We start from the raw sequence: 16,401 nt of genomic DNA on the forward strand, positions 1-16,401 counted from the left end.
TCAGGCACTTACCGGCACAGACCACCGTACGCCCGCGCCTGTCGCGCTTCGACCGGAAGAGGCGCGGAGGAGGCGCGGAAGCGACGCGGCCGGATCCGGCGGCGGCCGAGCGGGACCGTCCGCCGGATCGGCCCATGGCACGCTCCGGAAGCCGGCAACCCGCGCGACACCCGTGCCGCTTGCGACCGCCCGTCCCGCTCCGCCGGGAAAGCGCCGCCTCGTCAGACCGCGAGGGACGCGGGCCGCCGCGCGAAGAAGTTCACCGCGTCCGCCAGCGCCGCGCTGTCGTTGAGGACCTGGCCGGGCGCGCTTCCATTGCCGACCAGTGTCCCTCCCCAGTGCATGCCCAGGAACTCCGCGCTGTTGCGCAGTGTGCCGATGAGCGGGTCGGCCTTCGACCGGTCCTCGGAGGCGAGCGTGGTCACGGCCCACATCGTCTTGCCCGCCATCCGTGACCGGAAGTCGAGACCGGGCACACGCATCCAACTGGACCAGTGCTCCAGATAGAGCTTGGCGCTCGTCGAGACGCTGTACCAGTAGAGCGGCGAGGCGATCACCAGATCACTCGCGGCCAATGTGGCGTCGAGCAGCAGCCGTGCGTTGCCGTCGGGCTCCGGATACTGGCCGGTTCCGCTGTGCCGGAGGTCCTCGAACGGCGGCAGCGGCAGTTCGTTCAGCCGCAGCCACTCCTGGGCCACACCGTCGGGCAGTCCGTCGGCCGCGCGCCGGGCCAGTTCCTCGGTGTTCCCGCCTCCGCGCGAACTCGCCAGAAGGAAAAGGAACTTCCGCTCGGCGTCCTGCTCCGCTGCCCCCATGCTGTGCACACCTCTCGCTCGTCTCACACGTCGACCGGCCGACATACACAAGCCCGGGCCGCGTCCGGCTATTCCGCGGCGGGCCCGATCGTGTGCCGGACGGCCGGGCCCCGGTAGGGGCCGTGACCGGCCACGGTCGGAGCGGAACCCGGCCGGCACGGCTGTGACATACGCGATCCGCGGGACTCCCGGGCGTCCAGATCAGCCAAGTCGCAGCGCGGCACAGCCTCCGATGGCGAGGAGCACAATGGCCGCATGACGCCTCAGCGGGTAGCCCCGGAAGTGGTCGCGTTCTATTCGACCGCCATCGAGGAGGCCGACCGGCTCACCGGCTCGGCCGACGGCGTGCTGGAGATGATCCGTACGCGGGAACTCCTCCGGCGGTTTCTGCCAGCGGCTCCCGCGCGTGTCCTCGATGTCGGTGGCGGCCCCGGAACGCACGCCCGGTGGCTGGTCGAGGACGGATACACGGTCCATCTTGTCGACCCTGTCGAAAAACACATCGAGCAGGCGCGAACCGCCGGCTGCACCGTCGAACTGGGCGATGCGGGAGCGCTGAGCGCCGAGGACGATTCGTATGACGTCGTGCTGGTCCTCGGCCCGCTCTACCACCTGCTCAGCCGGAAGGAGCGTGACCAGGCCCTGGCCGAGGCGTACCGCGTCGTACGGCCCGGTGGCCTCGTAGCGGCGGCGGCGATCAACCGCTATTCGTCACTCTTCGAGCAGACCGCCTTCGCGCGTCTGCACACCGAACGGCTCCAAAGCGCCGTCGGAAGGATCCTCGCCACAAGCGTCCACGACGGGAGAAGAGGATTCACCACCGCCTACTTCCACCGCGCCGAGGAACTGGCCTCCGAGATGCGCGAGACGGGCTTCGGCGACACGACGGTGTACGGGATCGAGGGCCCTGCGTGGGGGATGCTGAAGGCCGCCGAGCAGCACACCGGCGAGTCCGTCGTCGGGTCGAGCCTGTTCGAGTCGGCGCTCGCCGCGGCGCGGATGGCGGAGCCGTATCCGGAGTTGCTGGCGGCCAGTTCGCATCTGCTGGCGGTGGGCCACCGGCCGGAAAGCGGCCTCCGGTAGCGGCACACCGCGACTGGCCGGCACGGTGTGACCTTCGCCGAGCGCATGGACCGTGAGTCGTGATCGCGGCCGGCCCGGCGCTTCCTCGACGCGCGTGTGGCGTGTACGCGCTCCTGTCCGGAGTACGTACACGCCACATGCCGGGCCGGGGTCAGCGGAGGCGGGCCACCTGGGGATCGTGGTCGCTCGCCTTGTCGGCGAACTCGGCGTTGATGTGGACGACGTCGTAGCCGGGCTTCTTGAGCGCCGGGCTGACGAGGATGTGGTCCAGGGTCTGCGAGTTGCCGTCGTAGACGTAGCTGTAGCGCTCGTTCTTCGGCAGCGTGCTCATCAGGTCGGTGAGGACCCTGCCCTTGGTGAGTGCGTCGACGGGCGGGGAGAACGGGAAGTCGTTCAGGTCACCGAGGACGACGACCTTGGCCTTCTTGTCCTTGGCGAGCAGGCCGGAGACAAAGGTGTTGACCTCCTTGGCCTGGGCCAGGCGCTGGACCTCCGAGCTGAGGGTCGGCGGCTGGAACCGGCCGTACAGCGGCTGGTCACCGCCCTTGGAGTTGAAGTGGTTGCCGATGACGAAGTACTGCTCGCCACGGAAGGTGAATTCGCCGACCAGCGGCTTGCGGCTGTTCTGCCAGGCGTCGGAGGTCGGGTTGATACGGCCCGGCGAGACGGACAGCGTGATGTCCTTGCCGTGCTTGCCCTTGCTGACGACCTCGACCGCGGTGGTGGCGTCGCCGCCCGCGTGGTCCACGAAGCCGACGCGCTTCGGGTTGAAGAGAAAGACGTTGCGGATGTTGCCGCCCGGTTCGCCGCCGTCGGTCTTGTCCTGCGGGTCGACGGAACGCCACTCGTACGAGGGACCGCCGGCGGCCTTGATGGCGGCGGTGAACTGCGCGAGCGTCTGGTCGGCGGTGACCGTACCGTCGTCCTTGGCGCCGTTGCTGTCCTGGATCTCCTCCAGGCTCACGATGTCCGGCGTCGCGAGGTTCTTGACGATGCCGACGGCCAGCCGGTCGAACTTGGACTGCGGGTCGGTCGGGTCGAGGTTCTCGACGTTGTACGTGGCCACGGAAAGCTCGTTGGACTTGGCCTTCTTGGTGACTTCCGGCTTGAGACCGCCGGACCTGACCGTGCCGATCGTGGTCGCCTGGAGGCTGTAGCCGCCGTAGTTGGCGTAGTCCAGCGGGCCGGAGGTCGAGCCGGTGAGTGTGTCACCGACGTTGGCGACGGGCGCGCCGCCGGTGAGTGAGGTGACCAGCAGACGGCCCGAGTTCACATCGGCGTAGGAGCCGTAGAGGGTGCCGCCGCGAGGGGTCGGGTTCTGCCGGGGCTTGGTGGTGACAAAGGTCTCGCCGTACTCGTTGGACGCGCCCACCACCCGGCTGTCGCCGACGCGCACCAGCATGCCCTCGCGGGACTCCAGCCAGTCCAGGGCGTACTTGCCGGTCCGCAGTGGCAGCGGCTCGATGGTGCCGCCGTCCGCGTCCGGAGCGTATGTCTCGGGGAGCGTCTTGGCGCCGATCAGCTCGGCGGCCGGGATCCGGTTGCCGGAGGACAGCACGATGGTCGTCGGGCCGGTCAGTTCGGTGACGGACTGTCCGCCGGCGCTCGCGCCGCCCGGGTAGTACTCGCTGACCTTGCCGGAGACCAGGACCGAGTCGCCGGCCCGTACCTGCGGCGTGGCCGAGCCGGTGAAGACGAAGACGCCCTCGCTGGTGGCCGGGTCCTTGTCGGGCTCGGAGTCCTGGAACCAGAAGCCGCGCGAGGAGCCGGTGGAGCGGACTCCGGTCACCACTCCGGGCACATTGGCGACCGTCGCGCCGGACTTCGGCGAGAGCCGCGTACTGCCCTGGATGTCGTGGATGCGCAGCTCGCCCGGGGTGGTGTCGGTGGGCGAAGGTGTGGGCGACGGCTCGTCGCCACCGCCGCCGGCGCTGTTACGCGGAGCCGGCGCGGTCGCGGCGAGGTCGGCGGAGTTGTCGTCCGTGTCGCCGAGTGCGGCGTTCCTGCTGACCGAGGTGGTGTTGCCGGCGCCGGTGGCGGGCGCGGTCTCCCGGACCACGGCGGTGCCGAAGCCGACCAGGTCCTTGATACCGGGGTCGGCCGCGCAGTCGGCGGCGGTGAGGCAGGTCAGCGGAGTCGTGGAGTGGACCAGTGCGACGGTGCCGCTGGTCGCCGACATCGGGATGGTGCCGGCGGCGTCCGGCGTGGGCAGTGCGGTGGTGCCGCCCGCGCCCTTGGACTCCTCGACGAGATAGCTGCCACCCGCCGGGATGGCGCCGCTGATCTCGGTGACCTGCCACTTGGAGCCGGAGGAGGGCGACCCGCTGAGGTACTGCACGGACCAGCCGGTGAGGTCGAACGCACCGTCGCCGGAGTTGCCGAGCTCGATGAAGTCGTTGGTGAGCGTGGCACCGGAGTTTCCGCCGCCGCCGTAGACCTCCGCGATGACCGCGTCCGGAGACGCGGCCTGAGCGTTGATCGGGAGCGCGAGAAGCGATCCGGCCAGGCCGACAGGGATCGTCAGGGCCAGGAACCTGGCCCGCCGGCCGCGCAGGGCCGAGGGTATCGATGGAGGCACGGTGAACTCTTTCTGTCGCGTGATATCTCGCGTGAATCTCTCGCGGGTTCCCTCGCGTGTCCTCGCGTGAATCATGTGGACGTGCCGTGCAGGAGAGGTGCGAGAGGGCCGGAAGTCGGCTCAAGATACGCGCGTAGATACCGCGCCAACAAGAGGCTTCCCCACTCAAGAGGCAAGTGTTTCCCCGCTGTTCGCCGGATTTAACCTGGTTGGCGGAAGAGAGTGCCGTCGAGCCGGACCGGAGGACCGCCGAGTGTCCTCGGCCTCCGCCATCCGGCCCGCGAGCAATGTCGCGTATCCCCAGGACGGACGCTGCTCGGTCGCACGGCCGGTGAACCAGGAGAAGTCCCAGCCCTCCACAGGAACGGCTGCGCCTTCGGCGACAAGATCCTCGAACCTGGGCATGCGGCGAGAATGGCAGACGCCGGAGACGCCCGCACCGGAATTCCGGCTCCGGACGGGGCCTACGGGACCGGTGACCACGGGTCGGTAGAGTGGGCGAGTCGTCATCACGCCCGTACGGTGAGAAGCCGGTGCAAAACCGGCGCAGGCCCACAGCTGTGAGCCGCCGTCACCGGCGGCGGACCGGACTGTTCCGTACGCGGTCGTGAGCGGCTCGTGCCATCGGAAACCGCCGGTGGCCGGCATCGTCGAGTTTTACGGGGCCGGAGTCTGGTGCCTGAGTGTGCCGGCGCCCGGCTCCCGCAGGAGAGGCACAGCCCGCCATGACCACCGTCCGCCGCTGCGCAGCGGCGCTCGCCGCATCCGCCGTGCTCTGCGTGGCTGTCGCTCCGGCCGCAGTCGCGGGAGGCGATGTGCCTCCCGCCGCCGCACCTTCCCGGTCCGCCTCCTCCACCCCGTCACCTTCGCCTGCCGCGCCGGAGGCCACCGCCACGCCGGAGGCCAGCGCCACGCCCGCGCCCGTCGTGATCCCGCCGGGGCTGTACGGCGAGACGGACCCGGCCTACGACGGCGTGTGGCGGCAATCGCTCGCGCTGCTCGGGCAGTTCACGGGCGGTGTGCGGCCCGCCGACCAGGCCGTGGCCTGGCTGAAGGGCCAGCAGTGCGCCAACGGCGCCTTTCCGGCGTACCGCGCCGATCCCGCCACGGCGTGCGACGCGCTGACGACGGTCGACTCCAATTCCACCGCTGCCGCCGTGCAGGCGCTCTCCACGCTCGGTGGTCAACGCGTGCCCATGGACAGGGCGATCGAGTGGCTGAGGTCCGTACAGAACCAGGACGGTGGCTGGGGCTACACTCCCGGCACTCCCAGCGACGCGAACTCGACCTCCCTCGTGACGGGCGCGTTGACGGTCGCGGGAGTACGGCCCAGCTCGATGAGGTCGGCCACGGGGAAGAACGCGTACGACGCACTGGTGAGTCTCTCGATCCCGTGCGACGCCGGGACACCGGGTGCGGCGGACGGTGAGGCGGCCGGCTCGGACGACGCCGGAGCCTTCGCGTATCAGCCGGACACGTCCGGCCGGTTGACCGCCAACGCGGACGCCACCGCGGCGGCCGTCCTCGCCGGCGTCGGCAAACGCATGGTGACCGGCCCGGTGGACACGGGCCCGGCGCCGTCCTGCGTGCCGATGAGGGACCTCGCGCCGGAACGGGCGGCGCGCAACGGCGCCGCCTATCTGGCGGCGGCGCTCGCGAAGACCGGACATCTCGACCAGCCGCCGATGCCCGGCGCGGCCGACAGCGCTCCGGTGCCCGATCCCGGGAACACCGCGGACGCGATCGTCGCTCTGATGGCCACCGGATACGGAAACCAGGCGACCGGCGCACTGGAGTGGCTGAAGGCGAACTCCGGCGCCTGGGCCCAGGAGAACGGGCCCGCCGCCTACGCCCAGTTGATCTTCGCCGCCCATGCGACGGGCACGGATCCGCGCAACTTCGGCGGTATCGATCTTGTGCAGCGGCTGAACGAGACCGGACCGGCCCCGAAGTCCGTGGCGTCCGCCAGTGCGTCGGCCGTCCACGCGAGCGGCGCGGGCTCCGGCAGTGGGCTCACTGTCCTGTGGCTCGCGGGAATCGCTCTGGTCATCTGTGTCGCGGCCGGCTTCCTGATCAGCGGTCGCGGGAAGACGCAGCACCGGTGATCCGCCATCGGCTCAGCGTCCCGCTGCCTCCGCTTGTCTGCCTTGTACTTGTCTCCGCCTGCCTCGCCCTCGTGCTCGGCGCCGGGACGGCTCGGGCGGCCGGCTACCGGTACTGGTCGTTCTGGGAGAGCGACGGCGGGAAGTGGACCTACGCCACCCAGGGCCCGGCGACGGCGCGGCCCGCCGACGGTGATGTCAACGGCTTTCGCTTCTCGCTGAGCGCGGACAACGGAGCGGCGGCCCAGCCTCGCAGAGCGCCCGGCTTCGACGCGGTCTGCGGCGACACACCGGCGAAGGACGGCGGCAAACGGATCGCGGTCGTCGTCGACCCGGGTACGTCCGCCGACGCGGCGGACGGCCGGACACCGCCCGCTCTGCGGGCGAAGTGCGCGCTGGTCGGCGAGGACGCGACCGCGGCGGAAGCCCTCGCGGCGGTCGCCAAGCCGCTCCGCTACAACAGCGACGCTCTGCTCTGCGCCATCGCCGGTTATCCGGAGTCGGGCTGCGGTGAGCAGGTGTCCGACGGAAAGGCGTCGTCGGCGCCCGCGCGGAAGCCTTCCGAGGCCGCGCGTCCCGGCGAGGGCGCCAGCACAGCGGGGAGCGCGGGAGCACAGGACGGCGGCGGGCCGTCCGTCGGTCTGCTCGCCGGAGGCGCTGCCGTGGTCCTGCTGGGCGCCGCCGGGTTCTGGCAGGCCCGCCGCCGGCGCCGATGAGCCGCCTCGCGCCGTACGCGACGAGCCGCACCGCAAGCCGCCGCACTCCGCTCCGCCGTGCGCTCTCCGCGCTGCGTCCGCCCGAGGCCGACCGTGGCAACGCCCTGCACGCGGGCGCGTGGTGGCTGTGGGCGCTCGGGCTGGCCGTCGCCGCGTCCCGCACGACCAATCCGCTGCTCCTCGGGCTGCTGGTCGGGGTCGCGGGCTATGTGGTGGCGGCCCGCCGTACCGACGCGCCGTGGGCCCGCTCGTACGGCGCCTTCGTCAGACTCGGCCTGGCCGTCATCGCCGTCCGGCTGCTGTTCTCGGTCCTCCTCGGCTCGCCGGTGCCCGGCGCGCACACCGTGCTGACCCTGCCCGAAGTGCCGCTGCCCGACTGGGTGCGGGGCATCCGCCTCGGCGGCCGGGTGACGGCCGAGCAACTGGTCTTCGCGCTCTACGACGGCGCGAAACTGGCCGCGCTGCTGAGCTGCGTCGGCGCGGCGAACGCGCTGGCCAATCCGGCGCGGCTGCTCAAGTCGCTGCCCGGCGCGCTGTACGAGGCGGGGGTCGCCGTCGTCGTGGCGATGACCTTCGCGCCGAACATGGTCGCCGACGTGGTGCGGCTGCGCACCGCCCGGAGGCTGCGCGGCAGACCGGCCGGCGGTGTCCGGGCGGTTCTCCAGATCGGACTGCCGGTCCTGGAAGGCGCGCTGGAACGGTCGGTCGCGGTCGCGGCCTCGATGGACGCCCGGGGATACGGCCGCACGGCCCACGTCCCGGCCGTCGTACGGCACACCACCACCGCGCTCACACTCGGCGGGCTGCTGGGCGTGTGCGCCGGTTCGTACGCGCTGCTCGCCGCGCGAGGCGCCGGATACGGACTGCCGCTGCTCGGTGCCGGCGCCGCCGCCGCGCTGGCGGGGCTTTGGCTCGGCGGACGGCGCTCCGTCCGTACCCGCTACCGCCCGGACCGCTGGGGATCGCGCGCCTGGCTGGTCGCCGGTTCCGGCGCGGCCGTGGCGGCGCTGATGATCCGGGCGGGCGCCGCCGATCCGGAGGCTCTGCACCCGGGCGTCGTCCCGCTGGTGGCGCCGGCGCTGCCGCTGTGGCCGGCGGCCGGCGCGCTGATCGGCCTGCTGCCGGCGTTCGTCGCGCCCGTACCGAAGCACGGGTCCGGGTCTCCGGCGAAGGATTCCCGGGCCACGGCCGCCGCGTGGAAGGAGACGACTCCGTGATCCGTTTCGAGCAGGTGTCGGTGGTGTACGGCGATGCCAGGACGGCCGCGATCAGCGGCGTCGATCTCACCGTGCCGGAAGGCGAACTGGTGCTGCTCGTCGGCCCGTCCGGAGTCGGCAAGTCGACCTTGCTCGGGACGGTGTCCGGCCTTGTCCCGCACTTCACGGGCGGCACGCTGCGCGGTCGTGTCACCGTCGGCGGCCGCGACACCCGCACGCACAAACCGCGTGAACTCGCCGATCTCGTCGGCACGGTGGGCCAGGATCCGCTGGCGCATTTCGTGACCGACACCGTGGAGGACGAGCTGGCGTACGGCATGGAGTCGCTGGGACTCGCTCCCGATGTGATGCGGCGCAGGGTCGAGGAGACGCTCGATCTGCTGGGCCTGGCCGAGCTGCGCGACCGGCCGATCGCCACGCTCTCCGGCGGCCAGCGGCAGCGGGTCGCGATCGGTTCCGTACTGACGCCGCATCCCGCGGTGCTGGTGCTCGACGAACCGACCTCGGCGCTGGATCCGGCGGCGGCCGAGGAGGTGCTCGCGGTACTGCAACGGCTGGTGCACGACCTCGGGACCACCGTCCTGCTGGCGGAGCACCGGCTTGAGCGGGTGGTGCAGTACGCGGACCAGGTCATCCTGCTGCCGGGCCCCGGTCAGACACCGGTCGTCGGCGACCCGGAGCGGATCATGGCGGTGTCGCCGGTGTATCCGCCGGTGGTGGCGCTGGGCCGGCTCGCCGGCTGGAAGCCTCTGCCACTGTCCGTGCGGGACGCGCGGCGCGGCGCGGCGGGTCTGAGACAGCGGCTGGCCGGGACGGAACCCGCGCCGATCGCGGCCGGGCCGACCGGACCACCGCCGGTGGCGGTCGCGAAGAGCGCGGACACGGGCCCGGGTACGGGTACGGAACGGAACCGGCGGGCCGCGCGTGGCGCGTTCGCCGCGTTTCTGCGCCGCCGCGCGGTGCCGGAGCGTATTCCTCCTGAGGAGACCGACGCGGCCGCGGTCGGCGAAACCTCGGCCGTCGCCGCGGAGCGCGCCGAACCGCTCGCCGTCGTCAGGGATCTCGCCGTACGGCGCGAGCGGACCGAGGCGCTGCGCCGGGTCTCGCTCACGATCACGCCCGGCGAGACCGTCGCGCTGATGGGACGTAACGGCGCGGGCAAGTCCACGCTGCTCAACACCTTGGTGGGCATGGTCGAACCGGCCTCCGGCTCGGTCCTGGTCGGCGGCCGCACTCCGCACCGGACACAGCCGCGCGAGCTGATACGCGAGGTCGGTCTCGTACCGCAGGAGCCGCGCGATCTGCTGTACGCCGACACGGTCGCGGCCGAGTGCGCGGCGGCGGACGGCGACGCGGACGCGCCGCCCGGCACCTGCCACAGGCTCGTCGGCGAGCTGCTGCCGGATGTGCCGGACACGACACATCCACGCGATCTGTCCGAGGGACAGCGGCTGGTGCTGGCTCTCGCCGTCGTACTGACCGGCCGGCCGCCGCTGCTGCTTCTGGACGAGCCGACACGCGGCCTGGACTACGCGGCGAAGGCGCGTCTTGTCGGTGTGCTGCGGGCGCTGGCGGCCGAGGGCCACGCGATCGTCCTGGCGACGCACGATGTCGAACTGGCCGCGGAGCTGGCACACCGAGTGGTGATCCTGGCCGACGGCGAGATCGTGGCGGACGGCCCGACGCCTCACGTGGTGGTCTCGTCTCCGGCCTTCGCACCGCAGGTGGCGAAGATCCTGGCACCTCAGGAATGGCTGACGGTGACTCAGGTACGAGCGGCGCTGGCGTCCGGGACCGAAGGAATACGGAGCGACGGCGCACCGGAGAGCCGGAAAGAGCGCGGCCCGGCGGCCGGTGGTCCCGGATGACCGCCTGCGGTAAGGAGATCACCGGCGGTCCGGAGGACGCGTCCGCCGGACTCGCGCGGGCGCGCGCCGTGCGGCTCGGGCCGCGCTCCGTCGTCGCTCTCGCTCTGATCAGCGCGATCGGCGTGGTCGCCTTCGGCTGGCCGCTGCTGGCCGACTCCGCGTCCGGACTCGCGCACTCGCGGGACGCGCCGTGGCTCTTCGCCGTGCTGCTCCCGCTGCTTGTGGCCGTTGTCGTCGCGACGATCGCCGACTCCGGGCTCGATGCCAAGGCGGTCGCGATGCTGGGAGTGCTGGCCGCCGTCGGAGCGGCGCTGCGCCCGCTGGGAGCGGGCACGGCGGGGCTGGAGCCGATGTTCTTTCTGATGGTGCTGAGCGGCCGGGTGCTCGGTCCGGGATTCGGTTTTGTGCTCGGCTCGGTCACGATGTTCGCGTCCGCGCTGCTGACCGGCGGTGTCGGTCCATGGATGCCGTTCCAGATGCTGGCGATGGGCTGGTTCACGATGGGCGCGGGACTGCTGCCGGGTCCGGACCGGCTGCGCGGCCGGGTTGAGCTGCTGATGCTCGCGCTGTACGGCGCCTGCGCGGCGTTCGCGTACGGCACCGTCATGAATCTGCAGGGCTGGACGTATATCGGCGGGCTCTCGTCCGGCGTCTCCTTCCGGCCCGGCGATCCGGTCCACGAGAACCTGGTCCGCTTCCTCGCGTACTGCGCGGCGACCTCGTTCGGCTGGGACCTGGGACGGGCCGTGCTCACGGTCGTACTGACTCTCACCATCGGTGCCACGCTGCTCAAGGCGCTGCGCCGGGCCACGCGCCGGGCCGCGTTCGAGGCGGCGGCCACGTTCGAGGGCCCGCCGGGCGACCGGGAAAGCTGAGCGGCGGCCGGACGGCGCCGCGCGCGCTATCCGGACTCGCCCGCCACTCCTCCGGCCGGGACGGCCGGACCGCCTTCGCCGTCCGCCCGACCGCCCTTCGGGAACGGATCGGACTTCACGCGCGGCGGCGGCAGCAGCTTGCGCGGGCCCGCGAGTACATACGTCAGCGCGAAGCCCGTGCCGACCACCGTCGCGCCGCCCACCGCGTCCAGCACCCAGTGATTGGCCGTGGCGACGATCGCGCTCACCGTGAAGAGCGGGTGCAGCAGACCGAGCAGTTTCATCCACGGCTTCGGTGCCAGGACCAGGATCACCACACCGCACCAGAGCGACCATCCGAAGTGCAGTGAGGGCATCGCCGCGTACTGGTTGGTGACCGCCGTCATCGCGCCGTAGTCCGGGTTGGCGAGGTCCTGCGGGCCGTGCACGGTGTCGATGAAGTCGAGGCCCGGCATCAGCCGTGGCGGAGCGAGCGGATAGAACCAGAAGCCGATCAGCGCGAGGACCGTGGCGAAGCCGAGCGAGGAGCGCGCCCAGCGGTAGTCGGCGGGACGGCGTACGTACAGCACACCGAGGATCGACAGCGGCACCACGAAGTGGAAGGACGTGTAGTAGAAGTTGAAGAAGTCCTCGGCCCACTTCGCGTTCACGACCGCGTGGTTGGCCCAGCGCTCTATGTCGATGCCGAGCGCACGCTCCACGGAGATGACCTGACGGCCGTGTTCCTCGGCGGCCTCGCGGCCGCCCGTCGCGGCGAGCCGGATATGGGAGTAGACCGAGTATCCGACGCGTATGACAAGCAGTTCGAGCAGCAGATTGGGACGGCTGAGCTGCCGCCGCCAGAACGGCGCCAGTGGGACGGCGCTCCAGCGCGCGGGCACGGGCCGCGCGTAGGCGGTCGGGACCGGTCTGTCGAAGTACGGCGAGGCACGCGGCAGGAACGGCACCACGCAGGCCGCCGCCAGCGCGGCTATCAGCGGCACGTTCTCCCGCAGAGGATGGAGCGCCGTCATGTTCGGCAGCAGCATCCTTCCCGGCAGCGTCATCGCCAGCACCACGACGGCCGGCCACACCAGCCGGTCCCTGGCCCGGACACCGACCCGGCCGACGAGCGCCAGCAGCACCCAGAGAAGCTGGTGCTGCCAGGCCGTCGGTGAGACCGCGACCGCGACGCAGCCGGTCAGCGCGACGGCGAGCAGAAGCTGTCCGTCCTCGGCGTAGCGGACCGCGCGCCGCAGGCCGACGACGACCACCGTGATCGCCAGAACGCCGAAGAGCACGATCTCCAGAGGCCCTTCCAGGCCGATCCTGAGCAGCGCTCCGTGCAGGGACTGGTTGGCGAGGCTGTCCGCGCGCTCGCCGAGACCCGCGCCCGCCACATGGTGCACCCAGTACGTCCAGGAGTCCGCGGGCATGGCGGCCCAGGCCAGTGCCGTGCAGGCGGCGAAGGTCCCGGCCACGCTCACGGCGGCCTTTCTGCGGCCGGTCAGCCAGAGGAGCGGCGCGAAGAGAAGAACGGCGGGCTGGAGGGCCGCGCCGACGCCGATCAGAAGGCCGGAGCTCCGTTCGCCACGTATGACAAAGCAGCCGAGCAGCACCAGCAGGACGGGAATGATGCTGGTCTGGCCGAGATAGAAGCTGTTGCGTACCGGCAGGGACAGCATGAGCAGACTGATCGCGACCGGCGCCGCCAGCAGTCCGGTCCGGCGCGATATACGACCCGGCAGCGCGCGGGCCGACACCAGGCCGAGAGCCACCACAAGCAGCAGCGTCCCGAAGGTCCACGCGATGCCGAGGCTCCGCTCCGCCGAGCGTGCGAGCGGTTTGAGGACCAGTCCGGCGAACGGCGTACCGGTGAACAGCCCGGTGTCGTACAGCGAACCCGTCACATGCAGGACGCCGTTGTCGCCGATCCAGGTCTCCAGATCGGTGAGCCGTTCTCCGGGCGGCTGCCGGAGCACCGCCGCTGTCTGTCTGACCGCCAGCACCGCGGCGACGAGCCAGAGAACCGCGCGGGCTCTGCCGAACCCGCCTCCCGCGGTACCCGCCGCCGCACCGCCGTGCACGCTGTGCTCCGCATTCACCACGCCGCGCCGACCCTCCGTCCGAAACCGCCGTCCTTGGGGCATAGAGCCTCGCACTGCCCCTTCGGGAAGACTCAGGCAACCCCCTCTTCGCCTGACCGTCATCCGCGTTTTGTCTCAATGCCCATGACATCCGGCGGAAACGGGCTCCCGGACCGGCTCATTTCCATGTCCCGGACGCGCTTCTCCGTCACAGCGGGCCGACTAGGATATGTTCCCAGCGGGAACTAACTCTGCCGTCCACGAGAGGCCCTCATGTCCCAGGAGCAGTGGAACGCTGTCGACAGCTATTTCACCGATCAGCTCGTCCCGGCCGACGATGTGCTCTCGGCGGCGCTCGCCGCCAGTGACGCGGCCGGTCTGCCCGCCATCAATGTCGCTCCGAACCAAGGCAAGCTGCTGCATCTGCTGGCCCGTATCCAAGGCGCTCGTACGATCCTGGAGATCGGCACACTCGGCGGCTACAGCACCATCTGGCTGGGCCGCGCGCTGCCCGACGACGGCAGGCTCGTCTCGCTGGAGTACAACCCCGTGCACGCGGACGTGGCCCGCGCCAATCTGGCACGCGCCGGACTCGACAAGGTCGTCGAGGTCAGGACGGGGCCCGCGCTGGAGACGCTCGCCGATCTCGTCGCGGCCGGGACGGGCCCATTCGATCTCGTCTTCATCGACGCCGACAAGCCCAACAACCCGCATTATCTGGAGTGGGCGCTGAAGCTCACGCGTCCGGGCAGCGTCATCATCGGCGACAACGTCGTACGGAACGGCGCGGTTGCCGACGCGGACAGCACCGATCCTTCGGTGCGGGGCACCCGGCGCCTGATCGAGCTGATGGCCGGCGATCCGCGGCTGTCCGCGACCGCGATCCAGACGGTGGGCAGCAAGGGATACGACGGTTTCGCGCTGGCCCGCGTCAACTGACCGCTTCGCGGCGCGCGTACGGAGGCGGCGGGCCGTCCCTTGCCCACCGCCTCCTGGTCCGACGCGACTCCGGTCAGATGCGGAGCAGGCGTTCCGTCACCTCGCGGTAGCTCCGCAGCGCGAGCCGCAGATCCTCCGTGTCGGAGCCGTCCGCCGTACGGTTCTTGTCGCTCTTGGCGTCTCCGTCCCAGCTCGCGCGCAGCGAACGGGGCCGCTCGGCAAGCGCGTTCGTCAGCCGCTCGGCGGCCTCCTCCAGCACACCGGCCGCCTCCTCGACGGAGCGCCGCGGCCCGTCGACAAAGGTGTTGAGGGCCTCCTGGAGACGCTGGGCCAGCTTGTCGCTCTCGTCCTGCGGGAACAACTGCCCGCTGGTGTGGTCCGTACCGCGCCCGGGACTCTTGCCGCCGGTCCGGCCGTCCGTCCGGCTCTCCGTACGGCCCGACGCTCCGCCGGCGGTCGTGGCCGTGGTCCCGTCCGGAGTCGTGTCCGGAGCGTGCGACGGCTTGGCCGGTCCGCGCGTCTCGTCGGCCCGACGGCTGTGGAGAGGCCTGACGGTCTCCGCGCTCTCGGGAGGACGCACGGGCCTGACGGCCGCCATCCGGTTGTCGACGGGACCGGCCTGGTCACGGGTCCCGGCGGGTCCGGCCTGCTCGCGGGTCTCACGGCTCCCGGGCACCTCACGGGCCTCGCGGCTCGCGGCGGAACGCTCGCGCGCCTTTCCGTCCCGGTCGGTCCGGTCAGTCCGGTCAGTCCGGTCAGTCCGGTCAGTCCGGTCAGTCCGGTCGGCCACGGGTATCTCCTGGTTCTTCCGCTCATTCTCCGCGTCGTATGTCATCACGCACCACTCCCTTTGGGCCGCAGTGAGAAGTTCCGGTTCCGGCCGGCGTTCCCGGGGCGGCTCCTGCCGCTCTCCTCCGGGCGGGCGAGGATCAGTCGCTCAAAGAGCTCGCGCGCGCCGACCATCGCCTCACGCAGCTCCTCCGTGCTCGCACCGCGGCCGTCTTCCGAGGCCACCTGATGCACCCTGCGGTAGCCGTCCACCTGATGCGCGTGGTGGACGGAGAGGGCGTCGAGCTGTTCGTCGTACCGCGCACCGTCGGGATAGCCGCGCTCTTCCGCCAGCCGCGCGACCAGCCGGTCGGCTTCCGCGACCGCTTCCCGCGGCGCGTCGACAAAACGCTCCTGGAGTCCGGCCCAGCGGGCCACGTACTGTTCGCGCTGCTCCGCGGTGAGAGGCTCCGGCCGCAGGTCGCCATGGCGCTGGACCCGATCGGTCAGCTCTCGCTCGGCGGCCTTGCTGTCACCGTCATGGCGGGCGACAACACGGTCGTACTCCGGGCCGAACCGGCGCTTCAGTCCGCTTCGCCCGCTTGCCCTGCCGGGCCCGAGATACAGGACCGCGGCCACAATGATCACAAACACCACGATCAGAGCGACGACGATCAGGACTGTGGACATGGTTGCCTTCCTGGTTCTCGGCTCGTCTCGGCTCGTACTCGTTTCGGTACTGCTCGCAACGGGTCGTTCACCGTCACGGGTTGCCCGGAATCCGGTGGCCAAACGGTCCGGTGCCGAGGTACAGAGATGACCATGAACTGGTCCGTCCGACCCGAGTCCTTCGACACCTCAGACGCCCGCCGGCTGCGCCGCGCCTACTACGCCGAGGTGGCGAGCCGCTATTGGAGACGCGCGGCGACGACGGCCGAGATCGACCGGGGGCTCGCCGATGATCCGCCCGATCACCTCGTCCCGCCCACGGGCGAGTTCGTCGTCGGACGGTACGAAGTCGTCGGACGGTACGGATGCGAGGCCGCCTCCTGCGGCGGGCTGCGGCTGCTGGACGCGGACACGGCGGAGCTGACGCGGGTGTATGTGAGTCCCGCCGTACGCGGCACCGGGGGCGGCGGGGCTCTGCTGGCCGCTCTGGAGGAAGCCGCGCTGCGGCTGGGAGCCGGCCGGCTCGTCCTTGACACCCGGCTCGATCTGGTCGAGGCGCGGGGGCTGTACGCCAAGCACGGCTTCCGGGAGATCCCGGCGTACGGCGAGAAAGGCCCGTACAGCGAGATCTGGTACGGCAAGCGGCTCACGGCGCGCGCTGCCGGACAGGACTCCGGCAGCGCGTGTACGGCGGCCCGGAGCCCG

At 71.4% G+C, this 16,401-nt stretch carries 12 protein-coding genes and 2 pseudogenes; 8 read left to right on the forward strand and 6 right to left on the reverse strand.

The window, feature by feature from the left end; translation table 11 throughout:
- Window positions 1-221: 221 nt before the first annotated feature.
- Window positions 222-815 carry a flavodoxin family protein gene (locus PV679_RS03100; protein WP_319678643.1) on the reverse strand — a complete coding sequence of 198 codons (594 nt, stop codon included), beginning with the start codon at window positions 813-815 and terminating at the stop codon, window positions 222-224.
- Between the two features lie 255 nt (window positions 816-1,070).
- Here PV679_RS03100 and PV679_RS03105 point away from each other — a divergent pair, with 255 nt between their 5' ends.
- Window positions 1,071-1,898: a class I SAM-dependent methyltransferase gene (locus tag PV679_RS03105; protein ID WP_319678644.1), complete on the forward strand. Its 828-nt coding sequence runs from the start codon at window positions 1,071-1,073 to the stop codon at window positions 1,896-1,898.
- A gap of 151 nt (window positions 1,899-2,049) precedes the next feature.
- Here PV679_RS03105 and PV679_RS03110 read toward each other — a convergent pair whose 3' ends face one another.
- Window positions 2,050-4,476, reverse strand: a complete 2,427-nt coding sequence (locus PV679_RS03110) for an endonuclease/exonuclease/phosphatase family protein (RefSeq protein ID WP_319678645.1) — start codon at window positions 4,474-4,476, stop codon at window positions 2,050-2,052.
- A gap of 258 nt (window positions 4,477-4,734) precedes the next feature.
- Window positions 4,735-4,881 (reverse strand): annotated as a pseudogene (locus PV679_RS03115) (SAM-dependent methyltransferase); the annotation flags it as partial.
- A gap of 320 nt (window positions 4,882-5,201) precedes the next feature.
- Between PV679_RS03115 and PV679_RS03120 the strand changes: the two are divergent.
- From PV679_RS03120 to PV679_RS03140, 5 genes are read left to right on the forward strand one after another with little or no spacing between them, the layout of a single operon-like run.
- A complete protein-coding gene (locus tag PV679_RS03120) occupies window positions 5,202-6,581 on the forward strand; it encodes a prenyltransferase/squalene oxidase repeat-containing protein (protein WP_319678646.1) in 1,380 nt (459 codons plus the stop codon).
- A complete protein-coding gene (locus PV679_RS03125; RefSeq protein WP_319678647.1) occupies window positions 6,578-7,294 on the forward strand; it encodes an SCO2322 family protein in 717 nt (238 codons plus the stop codon). The genes PV679_RS03120 and PV679_RS03125 overlap by 4 nt, the downstream gene beginning before the upstream one ends.
- Complete coding sequence (locus PV679_RS03130) at window positions 7,291-8,511, forward strand: energy-coupling factor transporter transmembrane protein EcfT (RefSeq protein ID WP_319678648.1); 1,221 nt, start codon at window positions 7,291-7,293, stop codon at window positions 8,509-8,511. Before PV679_RS03125 ends, PV679_RS03130 begins: the two co-directional genes overlap by 4 nt.
- Window positions 8,508-10,379 (forward strand): ABC transporter ATP-binding protein, encoded by a 1,872-nt coding sequence (locus tag PV679_RS03135; RefSeq protein WP_319678649.1) that lies wholly within the window; start codon window positions 8,508-8,510, stop codon window positions 10,377-10,379. Before PV679_RS03130 ends, PV679_RS03135 begins: the two co-directional genes overlap by 4 nt.
- Entirely contained in the window at window positions 10,376-11,254 is an 879-nt protein-coding gene (locus PV679_RS03140) for an ECF transporter S component (protein WP_319678650.1), read from the forward strand. Before PV679_RS03135 ends, PV679_RS03140 begins: the two co-directional genes overlap by 4 nt.
- Before the next feature lie 26 nt (window positions 11,255-11,280).
- Here the strand turns inward: PV679_RS03140 and PV679_RS03145 are convergent, their stop codons facing one another.
- Complete coding sequence (locus PV679_RS03145; RefSeq protein ID WP_416069641.1) at window positions 11,281-13,383, reverse strand: bifunctional glycosyltransferase 87/phosphatase PAP2 family protein; 2,103 nt, start codon at window positions 13,381-13,383, stop codon at window positions 11,281-11,283.
- Between the two features lie 210 nt (window positions 13,384-13,593).
- On the opposite strand from PV679_RS03145, the gene PV679_RS03150 reads away from it, so the two are divergent.
- Window positions 13,594-14,259, forward strand: coding sequence for an O-methyltransferase (locus PV679_RS03150; RefSeq protein WP_319678652.1), 666 nt, complete (start codon window positions 13,594-13,596; stop codon window positions 14,257-14,259).
- 73 nt (window positions 14,260-14,332) lie between these two features.
- Here PV679_RS03150 and PV679_RS03155 read toward each other — a convergent pair whose 3' ends face one another.
- Complete coding sequence (locus tag PV679_RS03155; RefSeq protein WP_319678653.1) at window positions 14,333-15,094, reverse strand: hypothetical protein; 762 nt, start codon at window positions 15,092-15,094, stop codon at window positions 14,333-14,335.
- Window positions 15,094-15,717 (reverse strand): hypothetical protein, encoded by a 624-nt coding sequence (locus PV679_RS03160; RefSeq protein ID WP_319678654.1) that lies wholly within the window; start codon window positions 15,715-15,717, stop codon window positions 15,094-15,096. The genes PV679_RS03155 and PV679_RS03160 overlap by 1 nt, the downstream gene beginning before the upstream one ends.
- A 132-nt stretch (window positions 15,718-15,849) precedes the next feature.
- On the opposite strand from PV679_RS03160, the pseudogene PV679_RS03165 reads away from it, so the two are divergent.
- Window positions 15,850-16,344 (forward strand): annotated as a pseudogene (locus PV679_RS03165) (GNAT family N-acetyltransferase); the annotation flags it as partial.
- Between the last annotated feature and the right edge of the window lie 57 nt (window positions 16,345-16,401).

This window comes from Streptomyces sp. AK02-01A (assembly GCF_033795305.1).
Lineage (GTDB): Bacteria > Actinomycetota > Actinomycetes > Streptomycetales > Streptomycetaceae > Streptomyces.